General features: G+C 46.1%; 12 protein-coding genes. All 12 read right to left on the reverse strand.

What is annotated here, in order from left to right; genetic code table 11:
- Positions 1-45: 45 nt before the first annotated feature.
- Positions 46-429, reverse strand: coding sequence for an 8-oxo-dGTP diphosphatase MutT (gene mutT / locus LHL20_RS02395; protein WP_159626839.1), 384 nt, complete (start codon positions 427-429; stop codon positions 46-48).
- Positions 429-3,137 (reverse strand): preprotein translocase subunit SecA, encoded by a 2,709-nt coding sequence (gene secA / locus LHL20_RS02400; protein ID WP_202262241.1) that lies wholly within the window; start codon positions 3,135-3,137, stop codon positions 429-431. Before secA ends, mutT begins: the two co-directional genes overlap by 1 nt.
- Before the next feature lie 167 nt (positions 3,138-3,304).
- Positions 3,305-4,183, reverse strand: a complete 879-nt coding sequence (locus tag LHL20_RS02405) for a M23 family metallopeptidase (RefSeq protein WP_159626837.1) — start codon at positions 4,181-4,183, stop codon at positions 3,305-3,307.
- Positions 4,184-4,357: 174 nt separating this feature from the next.
- On the reverse strand, positions 4,358-5,269 hold the full coding sequence (lpxC, locus tag LHL20_RS02410; protein WP_226432117.1) for a UDP-3-O-acyl-N-acetylglucosamine deacetylase: 912 nt from the start codon (positions 5,267-5,269) through the stop codon (positions 4,358-4,360).
- Positions 5,270-5,479: 210 nt separating this feature from the next.
- On the reverse strand, positions 5,480-6,646 hold the full coding sequence (ftsZ, locus tag LHL20_RS02415) for a cell division protein FtsZ (protein WP_202262243.1): 1,167 nt from the start codon (positions 6,644-6,646) through the stop codon (positions 5,480-5,482).
- Between the two features lie 108 nt (positions 6,647-6,754).
- On the reverse strand, positions 6,755-7,984 hold the full coding sequence (gene ftsA / locus LHL20_RS02420) for a cell division protein FtsA (RefSeq protein ID WP_159626834.1): 1,230 nt from the start codon (positions 7,982-7,984) through the stop codon (positions 6,755-6,757).
- A 7-nt stretch (positions 7,985-7,991) separates the two neighbouring features.
- Positions 7,992-8,762 carry a cell division protein FtsQ/DivIB gene (locus LHL20_RS02425; RefSeq protein ID WP_226432118.1) on the reverse strand — a complete coding sequence of 257 codons (771 nt, stop codon included), beginning with the start codon at positions 8,760-8,762 and terminating at the stop codon, positions 7,992-7,994.
- A gap of 27 nt (positions 8,763-8,789) precedes the next feature.
- Positions 8,790-9,761 carry a D-alanine--D-alanine ligase gene (locus LHL20_RS02430; protein ID WP_159626832.1) on the reverse strand — a complete coding sequence of 324 codons (972 nt, stop codon included), beginning with the start codon at positions 9,759-9,761 and terminating at the stop codon, positions 8,790-8,792.
- Between the two features lies 1 nt (position 9,762).
- Positions 9,763-11,208: a UDP-N-acetylmuramate--L-alanine ligase gene (gene murC, locus LHL20_RS02435; RefSeq protein WP_226432119.1), complete on the reverse strand. Its 1,446-nt coding sequence runs from the start codon at positions 11,206-11,208 to the stop codon at positions 9,763-9,765.
- Positions 11,208-12,308 carry an undecaprenyldiphospho-muramoylpentapeptide beta-N-acetylglucosaminyltransferase gene (gene murG, locus LHL20_RS02440; RefSeq protein ID WP_226432120.1) on the reverse strand — a complete coding sequence of 367 codons (1,101 nt, stop codon included), beginning with the start codon at positions 12,306-12,308 and terminating at the stop codon, positions 11,208-11,210. Before murG ends, murC begins: the two co-directional genes overlap by 1 nt.
- Positions 12,301-13,692, reverse strand: coding sequence for a cell division protein FtsW (ftsW, locus tag LHL20_RS02445; RefSeq protein WP_226432121.1), 1,392 nt, complete (start codon positions 13,690-13,692; stop codon positions 12,301-12,303). Before ftsW ends, murG begins: the two co-directional genes overlap by 8 nt.
- The gene (murD, locus tag LHL20_RS02450; RefSeq protein WP_226432122.1) at positions 13,689-15,077 is read right to left on the reverse strand and encodes a UDP-N-acetylmuramoyl-L-alanine--D-glutamate ligase; all 1,389 of its coding nucleotides are present in this window, start codon (positions 15,075-15,077) and stop codon (positions 13,689-13,691) included. The genes ftsW and murD overlap by 4 nt, the downstream gene beginning before the upstream one ends.
- Between the last annotated feature and the right edge of the window lie 3 nt (positions 15,078-15,080).

The raw sequence follows: 15,080 nt of genomic DNA on the forward strand, positions 1-15,080 counted from the left end.
ATAAAAAACGGCCACTATAAGTGGCCGTTTTTTTTTCAAGATATATTACGCTTGTAGCGCTTTTATTATGGGTACATTGGCCGCTGGAAAGTCTTGTGCTTGTAGCGCATCCAAAGCAACCCATCGAGCAGACTGGCCTTCTTTCCCATGCGGCTCACCTGAGAAGTCAGTTACCCGATGTACATCTAACTTAACGACTTTATCGCCGTAGTCATGGTTAATCACAATAACAGGCTCACTTTTCAGTACTTGAATGCCTATTTCTTCAAGTAGCTCGCGCGCGAGTGCATCTTGCACACTTTCGCCCTGCTCTACTTTGCCACCAGGGAACTCCCATTTACCACCTTGATGAAGATGGTCGTGACGAAGCGTGATAAAAATATTATCGCCGCGAGCAATAACACCCACGGCAACATGTACCACTTTCATTATTTCAGCTTACCGTGACACTGCTTGTACTTTTTGCCAGAACCACACGGACATGGGTCGTTACGGCCCACTTTAGCGCCTTCACGAACTTGTGTACGAACTTTATCGCTGGCCTGCTCTGGCGTTGCCGTAGCTTCTTCATGCTCAAAGTTCTTAGGCACATCGTCTGCTTGACGACGCTGCTCTTCCACTTTTTGAACATCTTCTTCCGCTTGTACTTTTACTCGGGCCAAAATAGTAATAACTTCAACCTTCAGAGCTTCAAGCATTTGAGAGAATAACTCAAACGACTCGCGCTTGTATTCTTGCTTAGGGTTTTTCTGTGCATAGCCACGCAAGTGAATACCTTGACGCAAGTGGTCCATCGCAGCCAAATGCTCTTTCCAGTGGCTGTCTAGGTTTTGAAGCATAACCGCTTTTTCAAACTGACGAAGCACGTCTGCACCCACTACCGCCTCTTTGGCTTTGTATGCATTAACAACCTCATCAAGAATACGTTCGCGTAGCTTTTCTTCATATAGCTTGTCGTCGTTTTCTAGCCATGATTGTAGCGGGAGATCCGTGGCAAAATCGGCCTTAAGGCGCTCTTCTAACCCTTTAACATCCCACATTTCTTCTAGTGACTGAGGCGGAATATATTCATCTACAACGCCTGAGATTACATCTTCGCGAATAGCGGCGATGGTTTCGCTGATATCGCCTTCATCGAGTAGCTCATTACGCTGTTCGTAAATAACTTTACGCTGGTCGTTTGCAACATCATCGTACTCAAGTAGTTGTTTACGAATATCAAAGTTACGACCTTCAACTTTACGCTGGGCATTTTCAATAGCACGAGTCACCCATGGGTGCTCAATCGCCTCACCACGCTCCATGCCCAAACGCTTCATCATATTGCCCATCTTTTCAGAGGCAAAGATACGCATTAGTGCATCGTCAAGCGATAAATAGAAGCGGCTTGAACCAGGGTCACCTTGACGGCCAGAACGACCACGTAACTGGTTATCGATACGACGAGATTCGTGACGTTCAGTACCAATAATGTGTAAGCCACCTGAAGCAAGTACTGCATCATGGCTTTCTTTCCATGCTGCTTTTACTTTTTCAATTTGCGCTTCAGTTGGGTTTTCAATCTTTTCAAGCTCTGCCTGCCAATTACCACCAAGTACAATGTCAGTACCACGACCTGCCATATTGGTAGCAATAGTTACCGCACCCGGCTTACCAGCTTGCGCAACAATGTCCGCTTCCTGTTCGTGGAACTTAGCATTAAGTACTTTGTGCGGAATTTTTTCTTTCTTAAGAATGCGAGAAATAAGCTCTGAGTTTTCAATCGACACAGTACCTACAAGCGTTGGTTGCCCACGCTTCACACACGCTTTAATGTCTTCTACGATAGCTTCGTACTTTTCTTCTGCCGTCAGGTAGATAAGGTCAGCCATATCTTTACGCTGCATTGGCTTATTCGTTGGAATAACCACAGTTTCTAGACCGTAAATGTGGTTAAACTCAAACGCTTCTGTATCTGCCGTACCTGTCATACCCGCTAGCTTATTGTACAAGCGGAAGTAGTTTTGGAACGTAATTGACGCCAAGGTCTGGTTCTCATTTTGAATGCGAACGCCTTCTTTCGCTTCTACCGCTTGGTGCAAACCTTCAGACCAACGGCGGCCTTCCATCGTACGACCAGTGTGCTCGTCGACAATAACAATTTGCTCGTCTTTAACGATGTAATCCACATCTTTCGAGAACAGTTTATGTGCACGCAGTGCCGCATTAATGTGGTGAAGCAATGAGATGTTGCCGGCGGCAAACAAAGACTCGCCTTCAGGTAAAATACCTTCTTGGTGAAGAATTTCTTCAACGTGAATTTGGCCACGTTCTGTTAAGTGAATTTGCTTGGCTTTTAGGTCGATTGTGTAATCGCCATCACCTTCTTGACCTTCTTCGTCTTCTTTTTCTTGCTGAACCAATTTAGGAATAACTAAATTAATTCGACGGTATAGCTCCGAACTATCCTCGGCTTGACCAGAGATAATTAGCGGCGTACGCGCTTCGTCGATTAAGATAGAGTCAACTTCATCCACTACAGCAAAGTTAAGTGGTCGCTGAACGCGATCTTGTGGACTAAATGCCATGTTATCGCGCAGATAGTCAAAACCAAATTCGTTATTGGTACCGTACGTTACATCAGCTTGGTACGCATCACGTTTTTGTTCAGGTGACATACCAGGTACGTTACAGCCAACACGCATCCCCAGGAAAGTGAATAACTGGTTACTCCACTCGGCATCACGGCGCGCAAGATAATCGTTCACAGTAACCACATGAACACCTTTGCCCGAAAGCGCGTTTAAGTAAGTGGGGAGCGTTGCCGTTAACGTTTTACCCTCACCGGTGCGCATTTCCGAAATTTTACCTTCGTGAAGTACCTGGCCACCTAGCATCTGCACGTCAAAGTGGCGCATGCCATATACACGCTTACTCGCTTCGCGCACCGTTGCAAAGGCGTCGTTCAAAATGTCGTCTAACGTCTCACCTTTCTCAAGGCGTGCTTTAAACTCGTCGGTCTTCGCTTTTAGCGCCTCATCAGAAAGCTTTTCATACTCTGCTTCCAGTGCATTGATGGCATCTACGTTCTTGCGTAATTTTTTTAATAGTCGGTCGTTTCTACTACCGAATACTTTTCGAAGGATGCTTGAAAACATTAGCTTTATTATTCCACTACTTGTCGAGACGCCGCACACGGTGCACAGCTAAATTAAACCAATAAAACACAACCACGACTGATCATGTTTTGCGATATTCAAAATTATTTGTTTGCGCATGCAGTCTTTATTTAAAAACCGCACACTGTTACCTGGCTGCTACCTGCTTACTTCTTGTAAACGTACGGTAGAGGATCGACTTGTTTTCCGTTTCTTATTACTTCGTAGTGGACATGCACACCCGTAGAGCGCCCAGTATTGCCCATTTTTGCGACAGGCTGCCCTTTGGTAACCACATCACCTATTGAAACAGTAAGGGTATCGTTGTGTCCGTATCGGGTCACAAAACCATCACCGTGATCAATCTCTACTAATTGGCCGTAGCCGTAACGATCACCCGCCCAAGTCACAATGCCTGCGGCAGTCGCTACAACGTTCTCCCCTGCTTTACCAGCGAAATCCAAGCCTTTGTGCATTGCAGGCTTTCCGGTAAAGGGATCGGCACGCATACCATAATAAGAAGACAACCACCCCGACTCTATCGGACGACCAGATAATTGGCTCTGTTCGTATATATGGTGACCCCTAACCAGACTTTCAAGCATAGACAATTGCTGAGACTTTAAATCGAGCGATTGTTCGAGCTTGGCTATCTCGTGAAGTAAAGGATCATCTTGGAGGTTATCCGGTATCGATACCGGTACGAAAGCGTCCAGGTCAGCCGCTGACATACCTAATTCTGTTGCAATTTGCTTTCCCTTTTCGTCTAACAAACGGGTTTGTGCAGAGAGCTCTGCGATGTGAGAAAGCAACGCTTGAAGTTTGATTGTGGTTTGTTGTTTTAACGCTTCAACGTCTTTTTGTGTTTCGTTGACTTCGGTTTGCGCTAAACGCACGCGAGCGATATCTTCAGATACCGATTCGGTAGAACGACTCGACACTAACATAAAAATAGACGAGAGCACGGTTGCGCTCACGAGCGTACGGACACTAATACTGTGTCGGTAGCGTTTATTTTTGCCTGCTAATGTAATCGTTAATTTCATACCACGAAGAAAAATGCTGTTTCACGCCCGTGTTTTATTCTCAACTCTTTCTATTTAGAGTTTGTTTTTGTGTCACGTGGGTGAAATTTATATAATTATCCGGCTACTGTATCATTTATTTCAGTAATTGCCATACGAAAAAAAGCCGCCCGTAGGCGGCTTTTCACAATTTTTTTATGCGAGTGCTGGCTGAGCGTAACGAATTGGCGCAGTTTCTTGCGAATCGTACGTCACATATTCCCAACAGTCTTTTTGTTCTAGCACGGCATTCAACAACTTATTATTAAGACCGTGACCTGTTTTATAAGCGCGAAGCTCGCCGATCAAACTATGTCCGCCAAGGTATAAATCACCAATAGCATCTAAGATCTTATGCTTCAAAAACTCATCGTCGTAGCGCAAGCCTTCAGGATTTAGCACTCTGAACTCATCAAGCGCGACAGCGTTTTCCATGCTACCACCTAATGCTAGGTTGTTCGCGTTCATATATTCTAAGTCGCTCATGAACCCAAACGTACGCGCACGGCTTACTTCGTTAACATATGAACAAGAGTCAAAATCCATTGTCATATGCTGACGCGTTTGACTGATCACCGGATGATCAAAATCAATCTGGAAATCTACGCGGAAGCCATCATACGGCACTAATTCAGCCCACTTGTCGCCATCTTCTACACGAACAGGCTTTTTAATACGGATAAATTGCTTAGGTGCATTAAGCTCTTCAATACCCGCAGACTGAAGTAAGAATACGAACGGGCTTGCACTTCCGTCCATAATTGGCAGCTCGTTACTGTCTACTTCAACAATGATGTTGTCGATACCTAGCCCTGCTAACGCAGACGCTAAGTGTTCAACGGTTTGGATTGTTACACCGTCTTCATTGTTTAAACACGTACACAGCATGGTATTACCCACCGCGTTTGCACGCGAAGGGATATCAACATGAGGTTTAAGGTCAACACGCCTAAACACGATTCCCGTGTTTGCAGGCGCAGGTCGGAGAGTCATTGTGACCTTTTCCCCTTTATGAAGCCCAATTCCAGTCTCTTGTACTGGATGCTTGATTGTACGTTGTCTAATCATCTGCTTAAGCTTTTACCTATTAAAAAAGCGGGCGCGAATTATAGTGAGTTATTACTCACATGTCAAAATTTGCCCAATATGCCACCCAAATGGTATCAATTTGGCTTATTTCAACCTTCCACGCAGTTACATTACATTGTGTTGATTTACACTCAATAGTGTAAGACAACACTTCTGCAAAATAATTCCCTTCCTTTTCAGGCAGCTAAATTAGTCTGCCTGTTTACGCAAGAACGCTGGAATATCAAGATACTCTAGGTCGTTGTCAGGTTGCGCACTGTCATCAGCTTTTAGCGCTTGGTTGCCCTCAGTGCCACCCACTGCAGAACGCGGCTCGCTTGTTTGCGTGCTGCCGTACTCTTTGGCGCTTTGAGTCAAACGAGAACCTTCAGAACTCACCAGTGAGATATCAGGCTTACGCTCTGCGCCAATACCTGTTGCCACAACTGTTACGCGTAGTTCGTCGGTCATTTCCATATCAATAACCGTACCGACTACAACCGTTGCGTTTTCAGAAGCAAAAGCTTTAACCGCGTTACCTACTGTCTCAAACTCGTCAATAGCGAAGTCTGGGCCTGCTGTGATATTCACAAGAATACCGCGCGCACCTGACAAATCGATATCTTCAAGTAATGGACTTGCAATGGCTGATTCTGCTGCTTCTTCAGCACGGTCTGGACCGCTTGCCGCGCCACTACCCATCATTGCTTTACCCATTTCAGACATAACAGTACGTACGTCAGCAAAGTCAACGTTAATAAGACCAGGGCGTGTAATAAGCTCTGCAATCCCCTGAACGGCGCCGCGTAGTACATCGTTCGCTGCACTGAAAGCTTGAAGTAGTGGTGTGCCTGGGCCCATCACTTTAAGCAGCTTTTCATTCGGGATGGTGATGAGCGAGTCTACGTTATTCGCAAGTTCAACAATGCCCTGCTCTGCAAAAGAGGTACGCTTTTTACCTTCAAATGGGAACGGCTTGGTCACTACAGCTACAGTTAGAATACCCATTTCGCGTGCAATTTTTGCCACTTCTGGCGCAGCGCCCGTACCCGTACCACCGCCCATACCAGCAGTGATGAAAACCATATCAGCGCCGTCTAATGCTTGGCGAATGGTTTCTCTGTCTTCTTGTGCTGCTTCACGACCAATATTCGGATCAGCACCTGCACCTAACCCTTTTGTAACACTTGAACCAATTTGAAGTGTTACGTCTGCACTTGAGCTGCGAAGCACCTGTGCATCGGTGTTAACGGCGATAAATTCTACGCCTTCAATGCTTTGAGACACCATGTGCTCAACTGCATTGCCGCCGCCGCCACCGACACCGATGACTTTGATTACGGCTTCTTCGCCGTGACTATCCATTAATTCGAACATACTTACTCTCCGGTTGTACGTCTTTTCAACACTACGCCAGGTCATTCCCTTAGGCTAATTGCGTCCTGCTAGCCTTAATGCCGTAGCTATAGCGCCCCCAAAATAAAATTAAAATTCACCTTTAAACCAGCTTTGCACTCGTTGAAATAAGCTTTCACCGGGTTTCTGCGTACTGGATTTCTTATTATCAGATTGTACTTTGCCATATTGCAGCAGTCCTACAACTGTTGCAAAGCCGGCATCATCAACGTATTCAGACAAGCCTTTTACGTTGATGGGTTTGCCCACGCGCACGGGCATCTGGAAAAGTTCCTCAGCAAATTCTACAGCACCTTCCATTTTTGCAGTGCCGCCTGTGAGCACGAGGCCCGCAGCAATTTGCTCTTCCAGACCACTGGCACGAATTTCATCGTGTACCAGTTCAAAAAGCTCTTGGTAACGAGGTTCAATGACCTCAGCCAATGTATGACGAGACATCACTCGAGCAGGGCGTCCGCCCACACTCGGCACTTCAATGCTGTCTTCCATACTTACCATATCTTTCAATGCACAGGCGTAATTCACCTTAATTTCTTCAGCATTGCTGATAGGCGTTCTAAAGATCTTAGCAATATCGCTGGTAATTTGATTACCTGCAACAGGAATTACGGCCGTATGACGAATTGCACCATCAGTGTAAATCACCATATCCATCGTACCGCCACCAATGTCGACTACGCAGACACCAAGCTCGCGCTCGTCATCAGTCAACACGGCATAGCTAGATGCTAGGGCTGAGAAAATAAGCTGATCGGCATTAAGCTCACAACGCTCAACGCACTTAACCATATTTTTTGCCATATCATCTGCGCACGTAATAATGTGTGCATCCGCTTCCATTCTTACGCCTGACATGCCAATCGGGTTTTTAATTCCCTCTTGTACGTCAATAGTAAATTCCTGTGGTAAAACATGTAGTAAACGTCGCTCAGCAGCTATAGGTACACTACGCGCTGCATGAATCACATTATCTACATCTTCTTGTGTTACTTCTTGGTTATTAATTGGCACCATGCCATTTTCATTTTGGCATTTTACGTGACGTCCCGAGATAGACATGAAAACTGAAGACACACGGCAATCTGCCATTAACTCCATCTCGTTCACTGCACGTTGTACCGACTTAACCACCAAGTTCAAATCGTTAACGCCGCCCTTGTCCATGCCTTTTGACGCATGGGTGCCCACGCCAACGATACTGATTTGATCATCTTCTAGCAGTTCGCCCACAACAGCCTTCACTTGGCTCGTGCCGATATCTAGTCCTACAATCAAATTGCGTTCAGCAGGTTTTGACATGGTTTCCTTAACTCTCTTCATCTGTGGTGTTGTCATCGTTCCAACCAACGGCAACACCCGTGTCATAGCGAAGGTCGACGTATTTCACCGCCTTCTCTTGCTGCGCCAACAGCGGATAAACATCGATAAAGCGTTGTAATCTATCGATAAACTCTTGGCGCCCCAAATTCAATTTTATACCGTTCTTTAACTGCACTTGCCAAGCAAATCTCTCGCTTAGGCTTAACTCATCAATGGCCATATCCGTTGTTGTTATCAACGCATGCATGGCATTGTAACCTTCAAGTGCCGTTTTTTCGCTGCCGCCCGGGCCATATAACCTAGGTAATTGCAACTCAACCCCTTCATCGTTAAACGTATCGCCGTAGGGGTTAAGCAACAAATCTTCGTTCCACTTGGCAACAGGTTGTTGTTCAACCAAATAAATTTTCAGTGTGTTCGGCCACTTTTTTCGAACCGAAGCACGGTAAACCCAAGACTGTGATTCAACGAGTTCAAATACTTCGTTAACGTCAAGCGCAAAAAAACTTCCGGGTTGCGCTTTACGAATTAATCGCTCGAGCTTTGTAATGTCGATATGCTGATAATCACCAGAAAAATCGATCACTTGCACCGGCATTTGTTGCTCATCGTACAAATACTGGTTAGCTTTCATGCCACCAAAGACTAAACCTGCCAGCACCAAGCCCAAGAAGGCGACGCCGCCCCACATGGCTCTTTTGCTCTTTTTAGGTGCTGCTAAGTTAGCGGCACCTTGCTTAGTATTTGGTTCAGTCATTCGTCTTTATACATTCTAAGCTGGCGGTTAAACCGCCGTCTTTGGGTTGTCATCAAAGCTGGTCGATAAAATACTTAAAACCAGTTCATCAAACGATAACCCCGCTACTTTAGCTGCTTTTGGGACTAAACTTTTTTCTGTCATTCCCGGCACTGTATTTGCCTCGAGCAAATAAAACTGCCTTTGGTTGTCTTGCATGACATCAACACGTCCCCAACCACTGCCAGACACTGCATCAAACGCACGCGCAGCAAGCTTTGCTAGTTGCACCTCTTGTTCTTCGGACAAACCGCTGGGACAGTAATATTCCGTAGTATTATCCTGATACTTAGCAGCATAATCGTAGAATGTATGTGGAGTAGACATGCGAATAGACGGCAAAGCCTGCCCCTGTAATACAGAAACGGTGAACTCTGGTCCGTCAATATACTGCTCTAACAAGACTTGATTATCATATTTAAAGGCGTCTTGAATAGCAGTTTCGAGTTGTTTAGCGCTAGTCACTCGTGCCATGCCAATACTCGACCCTTCTCGGGCCGGTTTTACCATGACTTCATTCCCCAATTTATCCATTATAGCGCTGCACTTACCAGCTTCAAAGTGCCTTTTATCAGCAATTTCATATTTTGCTGTCGGTAAGCCCAAACTTTGCCAAACTTGCTTCGTGTGAATTTTGTCCATCGCCAATGCTGAACCTAACACTCGACTGCCTGTATAAGGAATTTTAAGTAGCTGTAATGCCCCTTGCATAGAACCATCTTCACCGCCGCGACCATGCAACATAATAAGCGCTCGGTCGACATCGAGTGTAAGTAAATCAGTTAAAGGACGCTCAGCAGGGTCGAATGCAAATGCGTCCACACCTTGACGTAACAGCGCGTTTAGTACTGCCGTACCTGAATTAAGCGAGACCTCGCGTTCTGCTGAATCGCCACCTAACAGAACAGCAACTTTGCCATATTCCGATGGAGAGTGAGTACTAACTGAGGGTTTAAACATCTTATTCCCCCTCCTTAGCAAGTTGTTGTGGCTCTAATTGGTGCTTTGCAAGTAGCTTGGCAATTTGTCCAATATTCCCCGCCCCTTGGGTCATCACTATGTCTCCATCGAGCATAATATTAGCCAATATCGCTGGTAATGCGTCTTTGCCGCCCACATAAACAGGTTCTATTTGCCCTCTTTGACGTATAGAGCGGCACAGAGATTTACTGTCAGCGCCTTCAATGGGTTGCTCACTTGCTGCGTAAACATCTAACAGCAATAGCGCATCTACACTAGACAGGACTTCAACAAAATCTTCGTACAAATCACGGGTTCGCGTGTAACGGTGAGGTTGATAAACCATAACAAGGCGCTTGTCTGGCCAATTCGCTCTTGCAGCAGCGATCGTCGCTCTAACTTCTGTTGGATGGTGCCCATAGTCATCTACTAAGCACACCTCACCCTTGCTCGTTGTAAACGTACCTAGTTGCTCAAAACGACGACCTATCCCACCAAAACTGGCGAGTGCACGAATAATGGCGTCATCTTCGATACCTTCATCAGTTGCAACTGCAATGGCGGCAAGTGCGTTTAACACATTGTGATTACCGGTTAGGTTTAATGTGATTTCAAGCGCGGGTAATTCTGGACGAATAACAGTGAAATTTGCTTTACCAAAAGACAGACGAATGTTTTCTGCACGGTAATCGTTATGTGCTTCAAAACCATAGGTAAGAATACTGCGACCAATACGCGGGCGAATCTCTTGAATATTTGCATCGTCCCCACACACAATTGCCTGACCGTAAAATGGTAAGTTTGATAGGAAGTCGACAAACGTGTCTTTGACCTTTGAAAAGTCGCCGCCATACGTATCCATATGGTCTGCTTCGATATTGGTGACTACTGACACCATAGGCTGCAGATGGAGAAATGACGCATCACTCTCGTCAGCTTCTGCTATGAGATAGCGGCTTTTGCCTAGTCTTGCATTAGTACCAGCACTGTTAAGCAGCCCGCCAATCACAAACGTAGGATCGTATTCTGCTTCTGCAAAAATAGTAGAAATCAAGCTTGTAGTGGTTGTTTTACCGTGGGTTCCTGCCACAGCAATGCCATGACGAAAACGCATGAGTTCGGCGAGCATTTCAGCGCGGCGTATAATTGGAATACGCTTTTCACGAGCAACAATGATTTCTGGGTTCTGCTCGTTTATGGCACTGGACACGACAATAACATCCATACCTTCCACGTTTTGTGAACGATGGCCAATTTTCACGTCAGCGCCCAGTTCACTTAAGCGTTGCGTCATAGGCCCTTCTTGAATATCAGAGCCTGCAATCGCATAACCTTCATTTAGCAATACCTCTGCGATACCGCCCATACCGGCACCGCCGATACCAATAAAAAATATATTTTTGACCCTGCGCATTTGCGGGCTTTCAAATGGGGTTTTAAAAACCATTAGTCCCCTACTCCTACCACGCTTTTAACGTGGCTTACTACATGTTCTGTGGCATGGGTACTCGCACACTTACGCGCCAATGCCCCCATTTTCAAGCAGTCGTAGGGATGTTTAAGCCACTGACGCACCGCTTGCCCTAAATTGTCTTTTAATACATTTTGTGCAATCAAAACAGCAGCATTTTGCTTGACCAATGATTGCGCATTCTTTGTTTGATGATCGTCTACTGCATGCGGTAGAGGAACGAAAATGGCTGCTCTGCCTGCTGCGGCAACCTCACTAACGGTTAACGCACCCGCCCTGCATACTACGAAATCAGCCCATTCGTATGCCGCAGCCATATCATCAATAAAATCGCTCACTTTGATGGTTGTCATGTCTGCGCCTGCGCTTTCATAGGCCTGTTTAACGTTTTCGCTATTTCCTTTGCCGCATTGGTGCATAATGGATAAACCGGATAATGCGCCGCACGTTGCAGGCACAGTGTCGTTTAAGATCTGCGCCCCTAAACTACCGCCAACAACAAGCATATTCAGCGAACCGTTTCCTTCACTCACTTTTTTCTCAGCCACTTTTGCTTTTACCGAAAAAATAGCATCTCGAACTGGATTACCTACTGTGTGCACTTTTTTAATAGCGCCAGAAAATTGTGTTTTCGCATCATCAAACCCAAGTAGTACACGAGTGGCTATTTTACTAAGCAATTTGTTGGTCATGCCCGCTGCAGCGTTTTGCTCATGAATGATAACGGGTATGCCCAGTGTTTTAGCGGCAACACCGCCTGGACCACTCGCATAGCCTCCAAAACCTACCACGATGTCAGGCGCTACACGCGAGATAATACGTCTTGCCGAAAATAGACTTTTAACCAGCGCGATGCCCCCTTTAATGCGTGCAGACAGGCCTTTTCCACGCAGTCCCTTAACAGGAATAAAATGGATAGGAATACCATGTTTAGGTACGACATCAGCTTCCATTCGCTCTGCGGTACCAAGCCAATGGATTTCCCAGCCTTCATCACGTAAGGCGTTTGCCACCGCAAGTCCGGGGAAAACATGTCCTCCAGTACCACCCGCCATGATCAAACAACGCTTAGCCATTGTCAGCCTCCTCGGCAACACGCGCCAATATCGCTTTAATGCCCGCTTTGCCCTCGTCTTCAGGAGATGGCGCTTTTGTGGCTGGCTTTTCGGCAACCGTTGCATTATCGAAGCTATGTTCGTTGTCAGTAACAGGTGTCACTGATTTTGTTTTCTTGCTACGTTTTTTAGTGTTGGTCTTTTTATGCTCACCCTTACTATCACCGCGTCCCAGTGCTTGTACACCATCAACACGCAGCTCGAAGTCAATGCGCAATAAAATGGCCACCGCGACGGACATCACAATCAGCGATGAGCCACCGTAACTTACTAATGGTAAGGTCAGCCCTTTAGTAGGAAGAATACCTGCACTCGCACCAATGTTTACCGCTGTCTGAAAGCTAAACCAAATGCCGATGCTGTACGCCAGATATCCATCAAAAGCACGGCCTTTTTCCAATGCTTTGTTGCCAATATTCAACGCTCGCAGCACCATCCAAAGTATTAAACCTAGGACAGCAAGAACGCCTACAAAGCCTAGTTCTTCGGCAAGGATTGCCATTACAAAGTCAGTGTGAGCTTCAGGTAAAAACTCTAGCTTTTGTAAACTATTACCAAGTCCCTGGCCAAACCAATTGCCTCGACCGTAAGCCATTAGAGATTGAGTAAGCTGGTAGCCCGCACCAAACGGGTCGGCCCATGGATCTAAGAAAGACGTAACACGCTTAAGACGATATTCCTCAAAAACAATGAGTGCTACAACTGCAAGCACGCCCACAAACACTAAAGCAAAGAACTGCCACAGTCTTGCGCCCGCCAAAAACAAAAGACCGATTGTGGTGGCGAACATCACAACAACAGTCCCTAAGTCCGGCTGTAACAGAAGTAACATTGCAAGCACAAAGAACACGACAAGGGGCTTAATGAACCCTTTTAGGTTTTCGGTCACCTCTTCATACCGACGCACAAGGTAACCCGCCAAATAAGCGAAAAAGAAAAGCTTGGCGGGCTCTGCAGCCTGCACAGTAATAGGACCAATTGCTAACCAACGCGTACTACCATTTACGGTTCTACCAATAAGAAGAACTGCGACCAGAAGCGCTATGGCTGCAAGCAATAAGTATGGGTTAGTCATGCGCCAAAACTGCATGGGAAGCTGTAACACCACCATGGCAGCAACCACAGCAGCAACAATGTAAATACCGTGACGTATAGCAAAATAGAATGGGTTGTCATGTAGCCTGTCAGCAACTGGCATGGATGCGGACGTTACAATAATAACGCCAATGCTCATTAGCGCTAATGCAATCAGTATGAGCGTTACATCATAAGGTGCTTTTGGCTGTGCGGCTGTGTCGTGACGCGCAGAGAATAATTCACTAAGTTTTGTGGTTGCCGTCATCATGACACCACCTTTTGCGCTTCATTATCAACAGCCAGCACTGATTCTACTGCATGCTTAAACACTTCACCGCGATGCATGTAGTTCTTGAACATATCTATACTGGCGCAAGCAGGCGATAACAATACCACATCACCTTTTTCAGCAAGTGCAATGGCACCTTGCACTGCGTCCTGCATCGAGTGGCATTGACTTGTACGCGTGAAGACCGCAGCTATTTGCGGCGCATCTTTACCAATAGCAAAAACGTGAGCCACATACTTCTCAAGATAGGGCACCAAACTTTGCATGTCTGCGCCTTTAGCATCGCCACCGGCAATTAATATCAAACGACCTTGTGTCGATGCCCCTAATCCCTCAAGTGCCGCAATGGTTGCACCTATATTCGTTGCTTTAGAATCATCGATGAAGCGGACTTCGTTTCCATTCGCTATTTCTACACAGCGATGGGGAGCACTTTTGAAACTTGCCAAATGCCCGATTGCCGTTTGGGGCTGCACGCCAAGCTCACAGCAAATAGCAAGCGAAGCCATTACATTAAGCACATTGTGTGTGCCCGCTAGGGGTATGGCGTCAAGTCTAATAAGGGGAGTTGAATTGTAAACTAAGGTATCAACGCCCTTGATGCTGGCAACAGCAAAGCCTGTTTCGGACTCCCCCAAGCCATACTCAACAATATGTGACATAGATTGCTCTGCGTCGGTATCCGGCGCGACAAATTCACCATCGCGCCACACTACGGCTGACGCTGCATTATCAAATATTCGGTGCTTGGCATTAATGTAATTCTCTAAAGTGCCATGCCTGTCGAGATGATCATCAGAAATATTTAACACGGTCGCTGTTTCAAGCAACAGTGATGAGGTTGTTTCAAGTTGAAAGCTTGATAACTCCATCACTATAACGTCGGCGTCACTTTCTAGCGCCTCGAGCACAGGACGACCCACATTCCCCGCCTCAATACTGCAAACGCCACTGGCATTTAGCAAATGATTGGTCAATAGTGTCACTGTGGTTTTACCGTTAGATCCAGTAATGCCAACCACTTTTTTCGGCGATGCGAGGTTGCGATTTAAGCGAGCAAAGAGTTCCACATCACCTATAACCTCTACACCACAGGATTTTGCTAGGCGTACTTGCGCGATATCTGCGGCTAATCCTGGGCTCAGCACTAAGGTATCAACACCGTCAAAGTAGCTTTTTGTCAGCTCAGCGGTAGTTACGCTATCTTTCATTGTCTGGGCTAAATCTTCAGGCAATGACAATTGCTCTCGTGTATCGAACGCTTTTACCGAAGCTTGATGTTGCAGTAAAAAGCGCACGCAAGCCTGACCTGTAACGCCTAGGCCACCGACTACATAACTATGCTCGCGTACGTTATATGACATATA

The organism is Alteromonas sp. McT4-15, from assembly GCF_020515205.1.
GTDB lineage: Bacteria > Pseudomonadota > Gammaproteobacteria > Enterobacterales > Alteromonadaceae > Alteromonas.

Excerpts from the sequence above, each read along its gene's own strand:
- mutT (WP_159626839.1), bottom strand. The coding sequence starts at position 429 with ATGAAAGTGGTACATGTTGCCGTGGGTGTTATTGCTCGCGGCGATAAT.
- secA (WP_202262241.1), bottom strand. The coding sequence starts at position 3,137 with ATGTTTTCAAGCATCCTTCGAAAAGTATTCGGTAGTAGAAACGACCGA.
- LHL20_RS02405 (WP_159626837.1), bottom strand. The coding sequence starts at position 4,183 with ATGAAATTAACGATTACATTAGCAGGCAAAAATAAACGCTACCGACAC.
- lpxC (WP_226432117.1), bottom strand. The coding sequence starts at position 5,269 with ATGATTAGACAACGTACAATCAAGCATCCAGTACAAGAGACTGGAATT.
- ftsZ (WP_202262243.1), bottom strand. The coding sequence starts at position 6,646 with ATGTTCGAATTAATGGATAGTCACGGCGAAGAAGCCGTAATCAAAGTC.
- ftsA (WP_159626834.1), bottom strand. The coding sequence starts at position 7,984 with ATGTCAAAACCTGCTGAACGCAATTTGATTGTAGGACTAGATATCGGC.
- LHL20_RS02425 (WP_226432118.1), bottom strand. The coding sequence starts at position 8,762 with ATGACTGAACCAAATACTAAGCAAGGTGCCGCTAACTTAGCAGCACCT.
- LHL20_RS02430 (WP_159626832.1), bottom strand. The coding sequence starts at position 9,761 with ATGTTTAAACCCTCAGTTAGTACTCACTCTCCATCGGAATATGGCAAA.
- murC (WP_226432119.1), bottom strand. The coding sequence starts at position 11,208 with ATGGTTTTTAAAACCCCATTTGAAAGCCCGCAAATGCGCAGGGTCAAA.
- murG (WP_226432120.1), bottom strand. The coding sequence starts at position 12,308 with ATGGCTAAGCGTTGTTTGATCATGGCGGGTGGTACTGGAGGACATGTT.
- ftsW (WP_226432121.1), bottom strand. The coding sequence starts at position 13,692 with ATGATGACGGCAACCACAAAACTTAGTGAATTATTCTCTGCGCGTCAC.
- murD (WP_226432122.1), bottom strand. The coding sequence starts at position 15,077 with ATGTCATATAACGTACGCGAGCATAGTTATGTAGTCGGTGGCCTAGGC.